This window comes from Streptomyces sp. NPDC032161 (assembly GCF_040636995.1).
GTDB lineage: Bacteria > Actinomycetota > Actinomycetes > Streptomycetales > Streptomycetaceae > Streptomyces.
Genome location: NZ_JBEZVN010000014.1, coordinates 97,570 through 115,783, shown reverse-complemented (window position 1 = coordinate 115,783; position 18,214 = coordinate 97,570). Strand labels below are relative to the sequence as shown.

At 73.5% G+C, this 18,214-nt stretch carries 17 protein-coding genes and 1 pseudogene; 14 read left to right on the top strand and 4 right to left on the bottom strand.

Annotated elements, in window-relative coordinates; translation table 11 throughout:
- The first annotated feature begins 4 nt into the window (after positions 1-4).
- The 6 genes and pseudogenes from modA (at position 5) to AB0E67_RS23135 (ending at position 5,613) form a co-directional block, all read left to right on the top strand.
- The gene (modA, locus tag AB0E67_RS23160; RefSeq protein ID WP_362029930.1) at positions 5-796 is read left to right on the top strand and encodes a molybdate ABC transporter substrate-binding protein; all 792 of its coding nucleotides are present in this window, start codon (positions 5-7) and stop codon (positions 794-796) included.
- 95 nt (positions 797-891) lie between these two features.
- Positions 892-2,862, top strand: coding sequence for an ABC transporter permease (locus tag AB0E67_RS23155; RefSeq protein ID WP_362029927.1), 1,971 nt, complete (start codon positions 892-894; stop codon positions 2,860-2,862).
- A gap of 178 nt (positions 2,863-3,040) precedes the next feature.
- Positions 3,041-3,838: a tyrosine-protein phosphatase gene (locus AB0E67_RS23150; RefSeq protein ID WP_362029924.1), complete on the top strand. Its 798-nt coding sequence runs from the start codon at positions 3,041-3,043 to the stop codon at positions 3,836-3,838.
- Between the two features lie 41 nt (positions 3,839-3,879).
- Positions 3,880-4,532: pseudogene (locus AB0E67_RS23145) on the top strand (hypothetical protein); the annotation flags it as partial.
- Between the two features lie 113 nt (positions 4,533-4,645).
- On the top strand, positions 4,646-5,050 hold the full coding sequence (locus tag AB0E67_RS23140) for a DUF1992 domain-containing protein (RefSeq protein ID WP_362029921.1): 405 nt from the start codon (positions 4,646-4,648) through the stop codon (positions 5,048-5,050).
- Positions 5,051-5,127: 77 nt separating this feature from the next.
- The gene (locus AB0E67_RS23135) at positions 5,128-5,613 is read left to right on the top strand and encodes a GNAT family N-acetyltransferase (RefSeq protein WP_362029918.1); all 486 of its coding nucleotides are present in this window, start codon (positions 5,128-5,130) and stop codon (positions 5,611-5,613) included.
- Between the two features lie 167 nt (positions 5,614-5,780).
- On the opposite strand, the gene AB0E67_RS23130 is transcribed toward AB0E67_RS23135, so the two are convergent.
- On the bottom strand, positions 5,781-6,170 hold the full coding sequence (locus AB0E67_RS23130) for a VOC family protein (RefSeq protein WP_073789398.1): 390 nt from the start codon (positions 6,168-6,170) through the stop codon (positions 5,781-5,783).
- Between the two features lie 184 nt (positions 6,171-6,354).
- Between AB0E67_RS23130 and AB0E67_RS23125 the strand changes: the two genes are divergently transcribed.
- On the top strand, positions 6,355-6,867 hold the full coding sequence (locus AB0E67_RS23125; RefSeq protein WP_362029914.1) for a DUF6328 family protein: 513 nt from the start codon (positions 6,355-6,357) through the stop codon (positions 6,865-6,867).
- A gap of 24 nt (positions 6,868-6,891) precedes the next feature.
- Here AB0E67_RS23125 and AB0E67_RS23120 read toward each other — a convergent pair whose 3' ends face one another.
- Complete coding sequence (locus AB0E67_RS23120) at positions 6,892-7,629, bottom strand: VOC family protein (protein ID WP_362029995.1); 738 nt, start codon at positions 7,627-7,629, stop codon at positions 6,892-6,894.
- 239 nt (positions 7,630-7,868) lie between these two features.
- Positions 7,869-8,201: a DUF6479 family protein gene (locus AB0E67_RS23115; protein WP_362029911.1), complete on the bottom strand. Its 333-nt coding sequence runs from the start codon at positions 8,199-8,201 to the stop codon at positions 7,869-7,871.
- 264 nt (positions 8,202-8,465) lie between these two features.
- Here AB0E67_RS23115 and AB0E67_RS23110 point away from each other — a divergent pair, with 264 nt between their 5' ends.
- The 7 genes from AB0E67_RS23110 (at position 8,466) to AB0E67_RS23080 (ending at position 17,583) form a co-directional block, all read left to right on the top strand.
- Positions 8,466-8,882, top strand: a complete 417-nt coding sequence (locus tag AB0E67_RS23110) for a hypothetical protein (protein WP_362029908.1) — start codon at positions 8,466-8,468, stop codon at positions 8,880-8,882.
- Positions 8,883-8,981: 99 nt separating this feature from the next.
- On the top strand, positions 8,982-9,557 hold the full coding sequence (locus AB0E67_RS23105; RefSeq protein ID WP_362029906.1) for a 2Fe-2S iron-sulfur cluster-binding protein: 576 nt from the start codon (positions 8,982-8,984) through the stop codon (positions 9,555-9,557).
- The gene (locus AB0E67_RS23100; protein ID WP_362029903.1) at positions 9,554-10,540 is read left to right on the top strand and encodes a xanthine dehydrogenase family protein subunit M; all 987 of its coding nucleotides are present in this window, start codon (positions 9,554-9,556) and stop codon (positions 10,538-10,540) included. Before AB0E67_RS23105 ends, AB0E67_RS23100 begins: the two co-directional genes overlap by 4 nt.
- Positions 10,541-10,589: 49 nt before the next feature.
- Positions 10,590-12,689, top strand: a complete 2,100-nt coding sequence (locus AB0E67_RS23095) for a xanthine dehydrogenase family protein molybdopterin-binding subunit (RefSeq protein WP_362029900.1) — start codon at positions 10,590-10,592, stop codon at positions 12,687-12,689.
- Positions 12,690-12,862: 173 nt separating this feature from the next.
- Entirely contained in the window at positions 12,863-13,372 is a 510-nt protein-coding gene (locus AB0E67_RS23090) for an ATP-binding protein (protein ID WP_362029898.1), read from the top strand.
- 191 nt (positions 13,373-13,563) lie between these two features.
- Positions 13,564-14,988 (top strand): NADP-dependent succinic semialdehyde dehydrogenase, encoded by a 1,425-nt coding sequence (locus tag AB0E67_RS23085; protein ID WP_362029895.1) that lies wholly within the window; start codon positions 13,564-13,566, stop codon positions 14,986-14,988.
- Positions 14,989-15,195: 207 nt separating this feature from the next.
- Entirely contained in the window at positions 15,196-17,583 is a 2,388-nt protein-coding gene (locus AB0E67_RS23080) for a phosphoketolase family protein (protein ID WP_362029892.1), read from the top strand.
- A 102-nt stretch (positions 17,584-17,685) separates the two neighbouring features.
- Here the strand turns inward: AB0E67_RS23080 and AB0E67_RS23075 are convergent, their stop codons facing one another.
- Entirely contained in the window at positions 17,686-18,009 is a 324-nt protein-coding gene (locus AB0E67_RS23075; RefSeq protein ID WP_073789416.1) for a plasmid stabilization protein, read from the bottom strand.
- Positions 18,010-18,214 lie beyond the last annotated feature (205 nt).

The window sequence follows — 18,214 nt, the reverse complement described above, 5'->3', positions numbered from 1 at the left end:
CATCATGACGACCCCCTTCACCCGGCGCCGCGCCGCCGCCGCGCTCGTGACCGCCGCACTGCTGGTCCCGCTCGCCGCCTGCGGCGCCGACGACGAGAAGGACGCCGCCGGTACGCCGACGACGGCCCCCGGCGCCCGGCTGACGGTCCTCGCCGCGGCGTCGCTCACCGATGTGTTCAAGACCGCGGGCGCCGCGTACGAGAAGGCGCACCCCGGTACGAAGGTGACGTTCTCCTTCGCCGGATCCCAGGAACTCGCCGCCCAGGTGCGGCAGGGAGCCCCGGCGGACGCCCTGGTCACCGCCGACACCAGGACGATGGACGGGCTGAAGTCCGACACCGGCACCCCCGCCGTCATCGCGAAGAACCGCCTCGTCATCGCCACCGCGGAGGGCAACCCGGAGAAGATCACCGGACTGAAGGACCTGACCAGGAAGGACCTCAAGGTGGTCCTGGCCGCTCCCGAGGTCCCGGTCGGCCGCTACGGCAAGCAGGTCCTCGACGCCCAGAAGCTCCATGTCCGGCCGGTCTCCCAGGAACCCAACGTCCGCGCCGTGCTCAGCAAGGTCGAACTCGGCGAGGCGGACGCGGGCATCGTCTACAGGACGGACGCCGAATCGGCCACCGACAAGGTCGACGCCGTCGACATCCCCGACGCGCAGAACGCCGTCGCCACCTACCCGGCCGCCACGCTGCGCCAGTCCGCGCACGCCGACGCCGCCGCGGCATTCGTGAAGTGGCTCGGCGGACCGGAGGCGCAGAAGATCCTCGGGGCCGCGGGCTTCCAGCAGCCGTAGCCCGTACGGAACGCCGTTCGCATCCGCGGGCGCCCGCCCGCCCCCGGTCCGGGGACCGGGCGGCGTCCGTGCCGACATCGCCCCGGGAACCCCCGATGAGAGCCCTTCGCAGCCGCCTTTCCGGCGCGCGCACCCCCGTCGCCCTGGCGCTGCCCGCGCTGCTCGCCGTCGCGTTCCTGATGATCCCGCTGATCGGCATCCTGGCCCGTACCCCCTGGGCCGATCTCGGCACCCATCTCACCTCCCCGGGCGTCACCCAGGCGCTCGGGCTGTCCCTGCTCGTCTCGTTCTGGGCCCTGGGTCTGTCGCTGCTGCTCGGGGTGCCGCTGGCCTGGCTGCTGGCCCGGGTGGACTTCCCCGGCAAGGGGTTCGTGCGCTCACTGGTCCTGCTGCCGATGGTGCTGCCGCCCACGGTCGGAGGCGTGGCGCTCCTCCTCGGCTTCGGCCGCCGGGGTTTGCTGGGGCCCTGGCTGGAGGACACGTTCGGTGTCACCCTGCCGTTCCACACCTCGGGCGCGGTGGTCGCGGCGGCCTTCGTCGCCATGCCGTTCCTCGTCATCAGCCTCGAAGGGGCACTGGCCGGTCTGCGGCCCGCGTACGAGGAGACCGCGGCCTCCCTGGGGGCCTCACCGATCCGGGTGTTCCTGACCGTCACGCTCCCGATGGTCGCCCCCGGGCTCGCCGCCGGGGCCGCGCTCACCTGGGCGCGGGCGCTGGGCGAGTTCGGCGCGACCATCACGTTCGCGGGCAACCTGCCCGGCACCACGCAGACCCTGCCCCTCCAGGTGTACCTGCTCCTCCAGGACTCCCCGGAGGCCGCCACCTCCGTCTCGCTCCTGCTCCTCGCCATCGCCATGGCCGTACTCGTCGCCCTGCGCGGACGCTGGACCGGCACGCCCCGCGACCGCCGACGCGCCCCCGCGCCCCTGCCGGACGACGCGCGCGGTGCGGAGACGCCGGGCACCCCGCCCGGCGCCCCGGGCCGGCGGGAGGACCCGGCCCCGGCTCCTGCCCGGGCCCCGCGGGAGGACTGCCCGCTGCACGCCGACGTCACCGGCTTCAACCGGCTCACCCTCGATGCCGGTCCCGGCACGACGATCGCCGTCGTCGGGCCCAACGGCGCGGGCAAGACCACCCTGTTGCGCTCGCTCCTCGGCCTGACCCGCCGCTCCCGGGCCGTGCTGCGCCTCGGTGCCGCCGACGTCACCGCGCAGCCACCGCACCGCCGTCAGGTCGCCTGGGTGCCGCAGGACGGCGCCCTCTTCCCGCACCTGACCGCGCTGTCGAACACGGCGTACGGGCTCCGTGCCCGCGGCGTCCCCCGGGGCGACGCCCGCCGCGAGGCCCAGCAGTGGCTCGACCGCCTGGGCGTCGGCCGGCTCGCCCACCGCAGACCGGCCCAGCTCTCCGGAGGACAGGCGCAGCGCGTGGCACTGGCCCGCGCCCTCGCCGCCCGCCCCCGGCTGCTGCTGCTCGACGAACCGCTCGCGGCGCTCGACCAGACCACCCGGGCCCATGTCCGCCACACCCTGCGCACCCATCTCGCCGGGTTCGGCGGCGTCTGCCTGATCGTCACCCACGACCCCGTCGAGGCGGTGTCGCTCGCCGACCGGGTGCTCGTGCTGGAGGAGGGCCGCACCTTCCAGTACGCGCCCCCGGCCGAGGTGACCCGCCATCCGCGTTCGCCCTGGGTCGCCCGGATGCTCGGCCGCAACGCCTGGCCGGGCACCGCGGCGGCCGACGGCACGCTCGGCCTCGCGGGCGGCGGCCGCCTGGTCGTCGCGGACCCGCTCCCCGAGGGGACGGCGGCCCTCGCGGTCATCGCGCCGGAGGCGGTGTCCGTGCACCGCGTCAGGCCCGGGGGAAGCCCCCGGAACGTCTGGCCCGGAACGGTGCGCGAGCTCACCGCCACGGGAAGCCGGCTCCGGCTGGTGGTCGACTCGGACGAGGTGCCCGACCTCGTCGCGGAGATCACCCCCGAGGCGGCGGGCGAGCTGGGGCTGGGCGAGGGGACGTCCGTGTGGACCGTCGTCAAGGCGACCGAGGTCACCGTCGTCCCCCTGTGACGGGACCGGGGCCCGGGTGCGCACCGCACGGACAACCCGGCCCCGGCCGTTCCCCGATCGGCGCCCCTGCGGCGTTTTCCTTTGTCGAATCCCCGACCGCGTGCGACGTTGGAAACGGTCATACATGACTATTTCTGACGCACGTTCTGACCGGCGCCGGGTGAAGGGGAAGTCCATCGTGGAGACCGCCAGAGCCGTCCCGGCGTCCACCGTCGTCAATCTGCGGGACCTGGGCGGGATCGCCGTGGGGCCCGACCGGTTCGTCCGGCCCGGTGCCGTGCTGCGCTCCGGCGGGCTGGGTGAACTCGACGTCGAACGCGACACGGCGGTCGCCGCGTTCGGCATCCGCACCGTGGTCGACCTGCGGACCGCCGACGAGCGCGCGGCGGCCCCCGACCGGCTGCCGCCCGGCGCGCGGCTGTTCGTCGCCGACGTGCTCGGTGACAACCCCGGTCTCGCGCCCGCCCGTCTGCGTGCCCTGCTCGCCGACCCGGCGGCGGCCGACCGGCTGCTGGGGGACGGGAAGGCGGAGGAGGTGTTCGCCGGGTCCTACCGGCGGATGGTGCTCTCGCCCTGCGCGTCCGCCGCCTACCGGGCCTTCGTGGAGACGGCGGCCGACGACCGTGCCCGCCCGGTGCTGTTCCACTGCACGACGGGCAAGGACCGCACCGGCTGGGCCGCCGTGCTGCTCCTCATGCTGCTCGGCGCGTCGCGCGAGGCGGCGCGGGCCGAGTTCCTCGCCGTGAACCGCGTCGCGTGGGGGACCTGCGCGCCCTATGTGCGGGGCTTCCTCGACGCCGGGGGCGACCCGGAGATCGCTTCCGCGATCGTCGAGGTCCGTCCCCGCTACCTCGACGTGGCGCTCGACGCCATGGACGAGCGCTGGGGTGGACTCGACGGCTATGTGCGCGACGGCCTGAGGATTCCGTGGGCCGCGGTGGAGCGGCTGCGTGACGGGCTGGTCGTCCCCGCCTGAGCGGCCCGCGGGTACCCGGTGGCGAGGGTCGCCCACCCGGATTGACTTCATACCCCCACCAACGCCGCCACGGCAAGGAACTCCACCTCGTCCTCGCCTCGAACGACCTCACGCAGTACCGTCACCCGCACCCCGTCCGGGCGGCCGACGGCACCTGGTCGGCCCCGTCGAACTGCCCGAGGCGGGCGGGTACCGGGCATTCGCCGACTTCGCTCCCGCCGCCGAGGGGGCCGGGAATCTCACGCTGGGCGCGGATCTGGCCGTCTCGGGCGCGTTTTATCGCCCCGCCTCCCTGCCGGCCCCGCGGTCCACCGTCGACGTGGACGGCTACCGGGTGTCGCTCGACGGCGCGCTGCGCGCCGGGCGGAGCGGGGAGCTGAAGCTGGGCGTCAGCAGGCATGGCCGCCCCCTCACCGACCTCCAGCCCTGCCTCGGCGCCTACGGGCACCTGGTGGCCCTGCGCTCGGGCGACCTGGCCTATCCGCACGTCCACCCGAACGAGGGCGGGCCGGGCCCCGAGGTCTCCTTCGCCGCGACCGCACCCACCGCGGGCACGTACCGGCTCTTTCTCGACTTCCGGCACGAGGGCGAGGTCCGCGCCGCGGCGTTCACGGTCCGGGCGACGGCCTCGCCGCAGGAGACGCGGGACGGCCGGGGTGGCGGCACCGGTGCGGGCGAGGGGCATGCGCACTGAACCCGGGCGTCGGCGCCACGACCGGCCGCGCCGCACCCGCGGGGGCGGAGGTGCGCCGGTGCCGTGGGTATCGTGAGAGGTGCCGGACCGTATCGCCTCCGGAAGGGGTCGCCTTGACCGAACGCAAGCCCCCGGGCGTGAGCTTCGAGTCCTGGGTCGACAAGCAGATCCTCGAATCCGAACAGCGCGACGACATCTCGCGGTTGCCGGGATTCGGGAGGCCGATAGACGGCCTCGCGGCTCCCTACGACGAGGACTGGTGGATCAAGCGGAAGCTGCGGCGGGAAGGGGTGTCGGTGCTCCCGCCCGCGCTGGCGCTGCGCAAGGAGGCGGAGGGCGTACGGGAAGCCGTCTCCCGGGCGCGGACGGAGGCGGAGGTGCGACGCCTGCTGACCGAGGTCGACGAGAAGATCCGGGCGGCCGTCCGCAGGCCGCCGCCCGGGCCCCTGCTCAACCTCGAACCGTTCGACATCGAGGCCATGGTCGAGGAGTGGCGCGCGGCGCACCGCCGTTCCTGAGCCCGTCGTCCGTGCGCCGGGCGGGGCCCGGCGACGGAGGAGGGGGCGGGCGCGAACTCGTATGTAATGATCTGCATATGAATGCAGGTATTACGCGCCCGGATGGCGGAACGTGGGAGGGCGTGCGCGTCAGGCGCGCGACCGCGCGGGACGCCCGGCGGCTCACCCGAATAGTGAGGACCTCCCGCGCCTACGAGGGGCCCTACGCCGCCATGGTCGCCGGATACCGGGTCGGGGCCGACTACATCGAGAACCACCGCGTCTTCGCGACCGTCGACGCCGACGACCGGGTCCTCGGCTTCTACGCGCTGATCCTCGATCCGCCGGAGCTCGACCTCCTCTTCGTCGCCGACGAGGCCCAGGGGCGCGGCATCGGGCGGCTGCTCATCGGGCATCTGCGCGACGAGGCGCGGCGCACGGGCCTGACCGGCGTCCACGTCGTCTCGCACCCGCCGGCCGAGGGCTTCTACCGGAGCATGGGCGCCCGGCGGACCGGCACCCGCGCGGCGGCCCCGCCCGCCGTGATGTGGGACCGGCCCGAACTGCTGCTGCCGGTCGCCTGATCCTTCGGGGAGAGTGCCCTCCGCGGGCACGGCACACGGCGTCGGCCGCCACCGATGCGGAAGGGCCCGGCCGGAGTCGCACGACCCCCGACCGGGCCCCGGTCGCGTATCCGCCCCGCACGTGCCACGCACCCCGTGCGTGTCACGAGGGAGAGGCGTCGCGGACGTTACGAGGGGAAGCCTCCGTACGGGCGCGTGATGAGCTCCATCGCGTGACCGGAGGGGTCGAGGAAGTAGACGCCCCGGCCGCCGTCGTTGTGGTTGATCTCGCCCGGGCGCTCCCGGTGCGGATCGGCGTAGTACGTGAGCCCGAGCTCCTTGATGCGGGCGTACGCCGTGTCGAACTCCGCCTCCGAGACGAGGAAGGCGTAGTGCTGCATGGCGATCGATTCCTCGGGGACGGTCGCGAAGTCCAGGGTGACCCCGTTCGCGGTGGCGAGCGGGATGAACGGACCCCATTCCTCGCCGACTTCAAGGCCCAGTATGTCCGCCAGGAACTCGGCGGACTCGCGCTTGTCCCGGGCGTGGACGATGGTGTGATTCAACTCGACAGACACTGTGGAATGCCTCCAACGGGCATCTCACGGGCACCTCCACGCCTCACCCGGCCGGTGACCGACGCGCGATGCCGTGTTCGAAAGCCTAGGCGGGACCGGTCCGGCCGTCGAGGCTCCACCGGGATCTTGGCGGAAAGACCTAAGGTGGGCCCACGTACTCCACGCATCCGGACGGTGTCCCACGGTGAACTCCACTCCACCTCCCGCCGGCGGGGGCCCCGGCACGGGGCGCCACGAGACGCCAGACGAGCGGGCGGACCGGCAATGGGCCGAACTGCTCCAGGAGCTGCGGGTCGCCCAGACCGGTGTCCAGATCCTGTTCGGTCTGCTGCTCGCCGTCGTCTTCCAGCCGCGTTTCGCGGAGCTGTCGGCCGCCGACCGCACCATCTACGTGGTCACGGTGATGCTGGGATCCGCCACCGCGGCCGCGCTGATCGGGCCCGTGTCGTACCACCGCATGCTCACGGGACGACGGCTCAAGCCGCAGACGGTCACCCTGGCGGCCCGGCTGACCGTGCTCGGACTCGCCCTGCTGTTCTGCACGATGTGTTCCGCGCTGCTGCTCGTCCTGAGGGTGGCCCTGCACGACGCGGTCGCGCCGTGGCTCGTCGGCGCGATGGCGTTGTGGTTCCTGATCTGCTGGTTCGTCGTACCGGCCCGGCTGCTCGCCCGCTCCGCGTCCGAGCAGGAGAGGTGACCGCCGGACGGGGCAACCCGGTCGTCACGCGGCGGGCCCCCGGGCGTCGGTGACCGTGAAGAGGCCGCCGTCCGGGTCCAGCAGGATCGCCTCGCCGCCCTGCCCCGCCGGGAGCCGCTCGACCAGGCTCCCGCCGTGCCGCCGCGCCGCCTCGACCGCCGCGTCCACGTCGGCGACGGGGAAATGGACCCGCCAGTGCGGCCGGACCAGCGGATCGGGGGCGGCCTCCACCGCGCCCGAGCTGATCCGGGCCAGTCGGCGCCCGGCGCAGTCGACGACGACCTCGTCCTTCTCGTACGACACCTCGCAGCACCCGGGCCGCCCGCTGGCCCAGTCGAGCACCTCGCCGTAGAAGATCGCCGCGTCGAAGGCGTTCCTGGTGTGCAGGCTCAGCCAGGCGTGCGAATGACCGTCCGGGGCGGGCGGCGAGGTCGCGGGCTCCGTGCGCTCCCAGATGCCGAACACCGCGCCGTCGCGGTCCGCCGCCAGCGCGCCCCGCCCCTTTCCGAAGGCGAGCGGCCCCACCGCGACCGTGCCGCTGCGCTCACGGATGCGCGCCGCCGCCGCGTCGGCGTCGGGAACGGAGAAATAGGGGGTCCAGGCCACCGCCACGCGATAGGCGGTCGCCACCGCGCCGATGCCGGCGACCGGCACGTCCCCCCGGCGCGCGACGGAGAACTCCTGGCCCAGCCGGCCCGGCCGGAAGGACCAGTCCAGTACGGCGGAGTAGAAGCGCTGCGCCGATTCCAGGTCGCGGGTCATGAGATTGACCCAGCAGGGCGCTGCGGACCCGGTCAGCGGCGCCGGCATCGACACCGCCCCGGGACGGCTTGCGGTCATGGTCCCACTGCCTTCATCGGTCGTTCGGGCGGCGCGTGCGCGCCGGTCCTCGGGGGCCACCCCAGCCTCTCCGCGGCCGATCGCTCCCGCAACACGCGACGGCCGCGCGCACCGCGTCCCGCACGGCGTCCGGCGGGGCGTCGGGCGGGGTGGGGCGCGTGTCAGTCGCGTCGTTCGTCGGTGTCGTGCCGGATGGTCTCGCTCCCGTGGTCCCCGAGCTCGTAGGGGGACAGCCCCCTGCGGTCGGGCGGGAAGCTGTCGTCGCCGTGCACATCGCGCTGCTCGATGTGGGCGCGGTGGTCGGGCCGCGGCGGCTGCTCCTCGGGCCGGGGCGGCGGAAGCTCCTGGAGCCGGCGCCTCCTGCCCAGCCAGACCGCGCCGATCAGCACACCCACCAGCGCGATGCCGATGATGCCCATCACCGACCCGGTGGCGCCCCGCCCGTCGGCGAGGAGAAGGGCCAGTGAGCCGATGTCTCCGTTCGATACGTCCATGCCTCCCCGATACCCCGAGGAACGGGTGCCAGTCGGTTATGACGACGAATTCATGTTTTAAGTGGATATGAACCTTAAAAGAGTTTCGTTTCGAGGTGGCGGCCGGAATGCCGGGCGGCCGGCGCGGGGCCCCTCCGTCCGGTGTCCGCCTCCGGCGGTCCGCTCGTGTCGCCGTCGTCCGGCCGCGGGGTGAGCCTGGAGGGGACCCCAGTCCGCGGGCCCCGGCGCGGGGCCCGCGCAGCACGCGGAGCGGAGGAAACCACGGTGAACACCATCGAGGAGCGGGCCGACGAGGGCCTGCACGGCCAGGACGTCTCGGTCGTCATCAGTGGCTGCGACACCGGCGACGCGCGGATGGTCTTCGACGCGCTGCGGGCCGCCTTCACCACCGACCGGGCCTCCGTCGACGTGCCGAGGAAACTCGCGGAGAAGCGTCCCACCGCATGGACCGCGACCGTCGACGTCACCGAGGAACGGGTGGTCTCGGGACCGGCGCCGCTCGGCGAGCCCGTCTCGCTCGACGTGCAGGGCGGCTACTGGGCGGTCGAACGGCTCCGGCGGAGCCTGGCGCACGCCTTCGACGTACGGGTCGTCGGAACCGTCTCCGGGGACCAGGAGGAGGAGGTGCGCCTCCGCCTGGAGAACCGGGGCGGCGGTGTGGCGGGCGGGGGAGCCCGGTAGGGCGGCCGGACGGGGCCCCGCTACGGAGCAATGGGCCGGGAAGTGCCATTCCATCTGGTACAAAACGGGCAAAAGGTCACCTCTGAAAGGTGCGGGCGAGTGGATCCCTCACACAGGCGGGACGGCGGCGCGGGGCAGCCGGGAGCGACGGACACGACCGTCGACCGGTCCACCCTGACGCTGTACGTCGACGGAACGGAGCGGACGCTGACGCTCGATCACCGCACCACGGTCCTGGACGCCCTGCGCGAGCACCTCGGCCTCACCGGCGCGAAGAAGGGCTGCGACCACGGACAGTGCGGGGCGTGCACCGTCATCGTCGACGGCCGCCGCGCCAACAGCTGCCTGCTGCTCGCCGTGGCGCACGACGGCGCCCGCGTCACCACCGTCGAGGGACTCGCGGACGGCGACCGGCTCCACCCCCTCCAGGAAGCCTTCATGGAACGGGACGCCCTGCAGTGCGGGTACTGCACACCCGGCCAGATCTGTTCCGCCGTCGGCATGCTCGGCGAGGCGGCGGACGGCTTCCCGTCCCACGCCACCGCGCGCACCGCCCCCCTGGCCGTCCCGGCCCCGCTGGACGCCGCAGAGATCCGCGAACGGATGAGCGGCAACCTGTGCCGCTGCGGCGCCTATCCCCGCATCGTCGAGGCGATCGAGGACGTGGCGCCGTGAGACCCTTCGCCTACCTCCGCGCCCGCACCGCCGCCGAGGCGGTCCGCGAACACGCCGCCCACCCCGGCGCCCGTTTCCTCGGCGGCGGAACCAACCTCGTCGACCTGATGAAGCTGGGGGTGGAGACCCCCCGCCTGCTCATCGACATCGGCCGGCTGCCCCTGACCGAGGTGGCCGACACCGACGACGGCGGCCTGCGCATCGGCGCGACCGCGCGCAACAGCGATCTGGCCGCCCACCCCGCCGTGCGCGTCCGCTACCCGGCCCTGTCGCAGGCGCTGCTGTCCGGTGCCTCCGGGCAGCTCCGCAACACCGCCACCACCGGTGGCAACCTGCTCCAGCGCACCCGCTGCCCGTACTTCCAGGACGTATCCAAGCCGTGCAACAAGCGGGAACCCGGCACCGGCTGCCCCGCCCGCGAGGGCGCCCACCGCGATCTCGCCGTGCTCGGCCACTCCGAGCACTGCGTGGCCACCCACCCGTCCGACATGGCCGTCGCCCTGTCCGCCCTCGACGCCACCGTCCTCCTGCACGGGCCGGACGGCGAACGGACCGTACCGGCCACGGACTTCCACCGGCTGCCCGGCGACGCCCCGGACCGGGACACCGAGCTCCGGGCGGGGGAACTCGTCACCCATGTGGTCCTGCCGCCCGTCCCGGACGGCGCGGGCTCCCTCTACCGCAAGGCCCGCGACCGCGCCTCGTTCGCCTTCGCCCTGGCCTCCGTCGCCGCCGTGCTGAGCGTCCGCGACGGACGGATCGCCCACGCGGCACTGGCCTTCGGGGGCCTCGCCCACCGGCCCTGGCGGGCCCGCACCGCGGAACGGGTGCTGCGCGGCGCGCCCGCCACCGAGGAGACCTTCGCCCGGGCCGCGGACGCCGAACTCGCCGGGGCCCGCCCTCTGCGCGACAACGCGTTCAAGGTGGGCCTCGCCCACAGCCTGGCCGTCGACGCGCTGAGCGAACTCGCCGCCGACGGCTGACCGATCGCGGTCACGCCGACACACCGATCCGCAGACGTGAGGACCCGTCATGAGCCAGGCCCCGTCACCACTGGGCAGCCCCGTCGTCCGCCGCGAGGGCCGGGACAAGGTCACGGGCGCCGCCCGCTACGCCGCCGAGCACACCCCGCCGGGCTGCCTGTACGGGTGGCCCGTCCCGGCCACGATCGCCCACGGCCGCGTCACCGCCGTCGGCGCAGAGGAGGCGCTGGCCCTGCCCGGGGTGCACGCCGTCCTCACCCACGACAACGCCCCGGCGCTGAAGGAACCGGACGACCCGATCCTCGCCGTCCTCCAGGACGACCGGGTCCCGCACCGGGGCTGGTACGTGGCGCTCGTGGTCGCCGACACGCTCGAACAGGCCCGGGCCGGGGCCGGGGCGCTGCGGATCTCCTACGCGACCGCCCCGCACGACGTCCTGCTGACCGCCGAGCACACCGGCCTCTACACCCCCGAGACCGTCAACGGCGGCTATCCCGCCGTGCGGGAGCGCGGCGACGCCGATCGTGCCTTCGCCACGTCGCCCGTCCAGATCGACGCCACCTACACCGTCGGCCCCCTGCACAACCACCCCATGGAACCGCACGCCGCCACCGCGCGATGGACCGACGACGGCCACCTGACCGTGTACGACTCCAGCCAGGGCTCCACCACGGTCCGCAACAGCCTCGCCGCAGCGTTCGGGCTCCGCCCGCAGCAGATCACCGTGGTCGCCGAGCACGTCGGCGGGGGCTTCGGCTCGAAGGGAACCCCGCGCCCGCAGACCGTGCTGGCCGCCATGGCCGCGCGGCACACCGGACGCCCCGTCAAGGTCGCCCTGCCACGACGCCAGTTGGCCACCGTCGTCGGTCATCGCGCGCCCACCGTGCAGCGGGTCCGGCTCGGCGCCGAGGACGACGGCACCCTGACCTCGGTCGTCCACGAGGTCGTCACCCACACCTCCACCGTCAAGGAGTTCGTGGAGCAGGCGGCCGTTCCCACCCGGGTGATGTACGGATCCGGGCACAGTCTCACCACCCATCGCGTCGCGGCCCTGGACGTGCCGAGCCCGTCCTGGATGCGCGCTCCGGGCGAGGCGCCGGGCATGTACGCGCTGGAGTCCGCCATGGACGAACTCGCCTCGGCCCTCGGCATGGACCCGGTCGAACTCCGCCTGCGCAACGACCCGGTGGACGAGCCCGACTCGGGGCGCCCGTTCAGCAGCCGCGGTCTCGCCGCCTGCCTGGAGGAGGGGGCCGCACGCTTCGGCTGGCGTGACCGCGACCCGCGCCCCGCCGTCCGCGAGGAAGGGCCGCTGCTCATCGGCACGGGCGTGGCCTCCGCCACCTATCCCGTGTACGTCATGGCCTCCGCCGCCTCGGCGCACGCGGCACCCGACGGCTCGTACCACGTCCGCGTCAACGCCACCGACATCGGGACCGGGGCCCGTACCGTGCTCGCGCAGATCGCGGCCGCCGCGCTCGGCACTCCGGTGACGAACGTACGGATCGACATCGGCAGCAGCGACCTGCCCGACGCCTCCCTGGCCGGGGGTTCCTCGGGAACCGCCTCCTGGGGCTGGGCCGTGCACAAGGCGTCCACCGCCCTCCTGCGACTGCTCCACGAGCGCACGGGCCCCCTTCCTCCTGAGGGGCTGACGGCCCACGTCGACACCGGGCGGGACGTCTCCGAGGGATCCCCCTACGCACGGCACGCGTTCGGCGCGCACTTCGCGGAGGTCGCCGTCGACTCGCGCACCGGCGAGACGCGGGTGCGCCGGATGCTCGGCGTCTTCGCCGCCGGACGCGTCCTCAACCCCCGTACCGCGCGCTCCCAGTTCATCGGCGGAATGACGATGGGCATCGGTATGGCCCTGACCGAGGCGAGCGCACTGGACCCCGTCTTCGGCGACTTCACCGAGACCGACCTGGCCCTGTACCACGTCCCGGTCAGTGCCGACGTGCCGTGGATCGAGGCGCAGTGGATCGACGAGGACGACCCCCACCTCAACCCGATGGGCAGCAAGGGCATCGGCGAGATCGGCATCGTGGGCGCGGCGGCGGCCGTCGGCAACGCGGTCCGGCACGCCACCGGCGTCCGGTTGCGGACTCTGCCGCTCACCCCGGACACGCTGCTGCCGTACCTGCTCTGATCCGGAAGGGCCCCGCCGTGCGGCCGGGGTGCCGTCCCCGTGTTGCGGGGGCCGCTCCAACGGGCCACTCTGTGGAGTGACCCAGAAGTGACATCCGCTCACTCTTCGTGTTCGGGGGGTCATTGGTTTCGATGAGGCGAAGTCAGTGGGCCCCGATGTGAGGAGCCTCGACGATGACCGTTCAGATCGACCGGCACTATCTGGTCGAATTCCAGGTTTCGGCAGAGCGTGTATCACAGGTGCGGCGCATCGTCGCCGCGCACCTGCGCCACTGGAGTCTCGAACTCCACGTCCGTCCGGTGTGCCGGGGCGTGGAGGAACTGCTCACCAACGTCCACCGGCATGTCGGCGACCACGACCGCTGCGTCGTCGAACTGCGCTGGTCGGGGCGGCATCTCACGGTCTCCGTCGCCGACGGCAGCACCGAGATGCCGCGGCTGCTCGACGGCGGCGGCGGTGGTCTCGGCCGGGTCATGGCGCTCAGTGACAGCTGGGGCACCTGCCGCACCGACGAGGGCAAGGTCGTGTGGTTCACCCGGTACGCGAAGGAGCCGCGCACCGCCGGGACCACGCCGACCGCGCCGCTGCCCGGAGGGCTTGAGTTCCGCCGCCCACCGGTCGCCGTCGTGGACACGCCCGCCGACGTCACCACGACGGCCGACGCCGCCCCCGTCCTCGTCTGAGCCGGGCTCCCGGGGATCCGTACCACCGGCTCGGCCGGGACGCGCCCCGGCGCGGACGGCGCGCCCCGCGCGCAGGCTCCGCGCCGGTCCGGCATTCCGGCGGGGTACCGCGCCGGTCCGGGAAGGTCCCGCGTTGCGGTACGGCGCACGGCGCGGCACGGTCGAAGTACCGAGGCAAGGAGAGCACAGGCATGCCCATCGCGACGGTCAACCCCGCGAACGGCCGGACGCTCCGAACGTTCGAGGCGCTGGGAGCGGCGGAGATCGAGCAGAGGCTCGCCGCCGCCCACGCCGCGTTCGGGCACTGGCGCACCACGGATTTCGAGGAGCGGGCCCAACTGCTCGGTCTGGCCGCCGACCTCCTCGACGAGGACCAGCGGGACATCGCGCGCACCATGACCACCGAGATGGGCAAACCCTTCGCGGCGGCCCGTGCGGAGGCAGCCAAATGCGCCAGGGCGATGCGTTGGTACGCGCTGCGCGCCGAGGAGCTCCTCGCGGACGAGCACCCCGCTCCGGCCGACGTGGCGGACTCCGGTGCCGCCAGGGCCTTCGTCCGCCACCGCCCGCTGGGCGTCGTCCTCGCCGTGATGCCGTGGAACTTCCCCCTCTGGCAGGTCGTGCGGTTCGCCGCTCCCGCGCTGATGGCCGGGAACGTCGGCCTGCTCAAGCACGCGTCCAACGTCCCGCAGACGGCCCTGTACCTGGAGGGCCTGTTCTGCCGGGCCGGATACCCGGAAGGGTGCTTCCAGACGCTGCTCGTGGGTTCCGGCGCGGTCGAGTCGGTCCTGCGCGACCCCCGGGTCGCCGCCGCCACCCTCACCGGCAGCGAACCGGCCGGTCGCTCGGTCGCGTCGATCGCCGGCGACGAGGTGAAGCACACCGTGCTGGAACTGGGCGGCAGCGACCCGTACCTCGTCCTGCCGTCGGCGGACGTCGCCGCGGCGGCACGCACCGCCGTGACCGCCCGGACGCAGAACAACGGCCAGTCCTGCATCGCGGCCAAGCGGTTCATCGTGCACGCCGGGGTCTACGAGGAGTTCGCCGAGCGGTTCACCGCGGGCATGCGCGCCCTGACGGTCGGCGATCCGATGCGGGAGTCCACCGACATCGGCCCCCTGGCCAGCGAACGGGGCCGCGCCGACCTGGAGGAGCTGGTGGACGACGCGGTACGGCGGGGCGCGGAAGTGCTGTGCGGCGGCGGCCGGCCCGAGGGACTCGGCCCCGAGCTGGAGAACGGCTGGTTCTACGCACCCACCGTCCTCACCGGCGTCACCCCCGCCATGCGCATCCACCGCGAGGAGACCTTCGGACCCGTCGCCACGCTCTACCGCGTGGAGTCGCTGGACGAGGCCGTGGCGCTCGCGAACGACAGCCCGTTCGGCCTCAGCTCCAACGTGTGGACCCGCGACGCGGCGGAGGCCCGCCGCTGCGTGCGCGACCTGGAGGCGGGCGGCGTCTACTTCAACGGCATGACGGCGTCCCACCCCGCACTGCCCTTCGGCGGGATGAAGCGTTCCGGCTACGGGCGCGAACTCGCCGGTCACGGCATCCGCGAGTTCTGCAACACGACCACGGTCTGGTACGGCCCGGAGTCCGTCGGGGCATCCGGGTAGGCCGCGCTCCGAAGCCGTGTTCCGTCCCGCGCGGGGCCCGGCGGACGACTCCTCGCCCCGCACACTCGCCGTGGCGAGGGATTCGTCCGAGTATGTCCGTACGAGGTTGATCTTCCGCCTCGCGGTCACGCCCGTCGTCCGCCGCCCGCACCTCGCCGTGCGGGCGGCGGACGGCGCCCCGCGCCGGACACGATCTAGGAGAAGCAGATGAGTCACGCCGCCCACCCGGCAGCGACACCCGGACCCTCCGACGAGGAGATCGCCGCACTCGACGCACACTGGCGGGCCGCCAACTACCTGGCCGTCGGCCAGATCTACCTCATGGCCAATCCGCTCCTGACCGAGCCGCTCGCCCGCGAGCACATCAAGCCGCGTCTGCTCGGCCACTGGGGCACCTCGCCGGGACTCAACCTGGTCCACACGCATCTCAACCGGATCATCAAGTCCCGCGGCGTCCAGGGCCTGTGCGTCTGGGGACCCGGCCACGGCGGGCCGGCCGTGCTCGCCAACTCCTGGCTGGAGGGCAGCTATTCGGAGAGGTACCCCGACATCGGCCGGGACGCCCCCGGCATGGGGCGGCTGTTCAAGCAGTTCTCCTTCCCCGGCGGGGTGCCCAGCCACGTGGCACCGGAGACCCCCGGGTCCATCCACGAGGGCGGTGAACTCGGCTACGCCCTCACCCACGCCTACGGTGCCGCGTTCGACCACCCGGACCTGCTCGTCGCCTGCGTCGTCGGGGACGGCGAGGCCGAGACCGGGCCGCTGGCCGCGTCCTGGCACTCCAACAAGTTCCTCGACCCGGTGCACGACGGAGCCGTCCTCCCGGTCCTCCACCTCAACGGCTACAAGATCGCCAACCCGACGGTCCTCGCCCGCCTCCCCGAGACCGAGCTCGACGCACTGTTGCGCGGATACGGGCACGACCCCCTCTACGTCGGCGGCGACGACCCGCTCACCGTCCACCGGGCGATGGCCGCCGCCATGGACCGGGCCGTCGACGGCATCCGGGAGATCCAGGACGCCGCCCGCACCGGCGCCACCGCCGAACGACCCCACTGGCCGATGATCGTGCTGCGTACCCCCAAGGGCTGGACCGGCCCGGCCGAGGTCGACGGTGTGCCCGTCGAGGGCACCTGGCGCTCCCACCAGGTGCCGCTCGCCGGTGTCCGGGACAACCCCGGCCATCTGCGGCAACTGGAGGAGTGGATGCGCTCCTACCGGCCGGAGGAACTCTTCGACGCCTCGGGCCGCCCCACCCCGCAGGTGCTCGACTGCGTGCCCGACGGCGACGCCCGCCTCGGAGCGACCCCGTACGCCAACGGCGGACTGCTGCTGCGGGAGCTGCCCCTCCCGCCGCTGGAGGAGCACGCCGTCGCCGTCGACAAGCCCGGCACCGTGCTGCACGAGCCGACCCGGGTGCTCGGCGGGCTCCTGGAGGCCGTGATGGCCGCGACCGCCGCCCGCCGCGACTTCCGCGTGATGGGCCCCGACGAGACGGCCTCGAACCGGCTCGGCGCCCTCTACGGAGCCACCGGCAAGGCATGGCAGGAGCGCATCCTGCCGACGGACGAACACCTCGCGCGCGACGGCCGCGTCATGGAGGTGCTCTCGGAGCACCTGTGCCAGGGCTGGCTGGAGGGGTACCTCCTCACCGGGCGGCACGGGCTGTTCTCCTGCTACGAGGCGTTCGCCCACATCGTCGACTCGATGGTCAACCAGCACATCAAATGGCTCAGGACCGCCCGCAGACTGACCTGGCGCAGCCCCATCGCCTCCTTCAACTACCTGCTCACCTCGCACGTCTGGCGTCAGGACCACAACGGGTTCTCCCACCAGGACCCCGGCTTCGTCGACCACGTCCTCAACAAGAGCCCCGAGGTCGTCCGGGTCTACCTGCCGCCGGACACCAACACGCTGCTCTCCGTCGCCGACCACGTGCTGCGCAGCCGCGACTACGTCAACGTGATCGTGGCCGGCAAGCAGCCGAGCCACGACTGGCTCACCCTGGACCAGGCCCGCGCGCACTGTGCCCGGGGAGCCGGGGTCTGGGAGTGGGCGGGCACCGAGGACGGCTCCCGCGAACCGGACGTGGTGCTCGCCTGCGCCGGTGACGTCCCCACCCTGGAGACGCTGGCCGCCGCCGACCTGCTCCGGCGTCACCTGCCGGAACTGGCCGTACGCGTGGTCAACGTGGTCGACATGGCACGGCTGCTGCCCCGCGACGAGCATCCGCACGGCATGCCGGACGCGGAGTACGACGCGGTGTTCACCCGGGACACCCCCGTGATCTTCGCGTACCACGGCTATCCGTGGCTCATCCACCGGCTGGCCTACCGGCGGGCCGGTCACGCGCATCTCCATGTGCGGGGCTACAAGGAGGAGGGCACCACCACGACACCGTTCGACATGGTGGTCCGCAACGACCTGGACCGCTACCGGCTGGTGATGGACGTGATCGACCGGGTGCCCGGCCTGGGCGTGCGGGCCGTGGCGGTGCGCCAGGCGATGGCCGACGCCCGCACCCGTCACCACGACTGGATCCGGGAGCACGGTGTGGACCTGCCCGAGGTGGCCGAATGGACCTGGGGCGGCTGACGCGCCCGGGACCGTCGACGCGCGTCCGCCCACGACGTGCATGCGCCGGTGAGGCGGACGCGAGGGGGCCGGGCCACGCGGCCCGGCCCCGACGACGCGCGCTCAGCGACCGAGAGCCCGGGCCAGTTCGTCCTTCGTCATGTTCGAACGCCCGTGGATGTTCTTCTTCTTCGCCTCTTCGTAGAGCTGGTCGCGGGTGGGACCCGCCGCCCCGCTGTGGGAGCGCAGACCGCCGCGCCGGGACGACGACATGTCCTCGATGGACGTCCGGCTCGCGGTCCTCGACTCGCCCGCGCGGGCGCGTGCCTTGTTGACCGTACGGGCCGCGATCTCCTCCGCCCGTTCCTCGCCGACCCCGCGCTCCTGTGCGCTCTCCTTGATGTGCTCGTACTGCCGTTCCCGTTTGGCGTTAGATCCGCGTGGCATGGTGCGCTCACTCCTCTCGGGGGATTCGCCCCCGGGGCCTTTCGCGGGGCTTCTCCCGTGCCCGTCGGGGACCATCCCAGTCTCCCAGCGGCCCCGGCGCCCCGCATGCCTGTGAGCGTCGGCCGCCCGCGCGCCCGTGCCGAACGGCCGTCTCCGTGCGGGGAGCGCGCGGACCGGTCGCCTACCCGGCCGCGGACGGGGCACG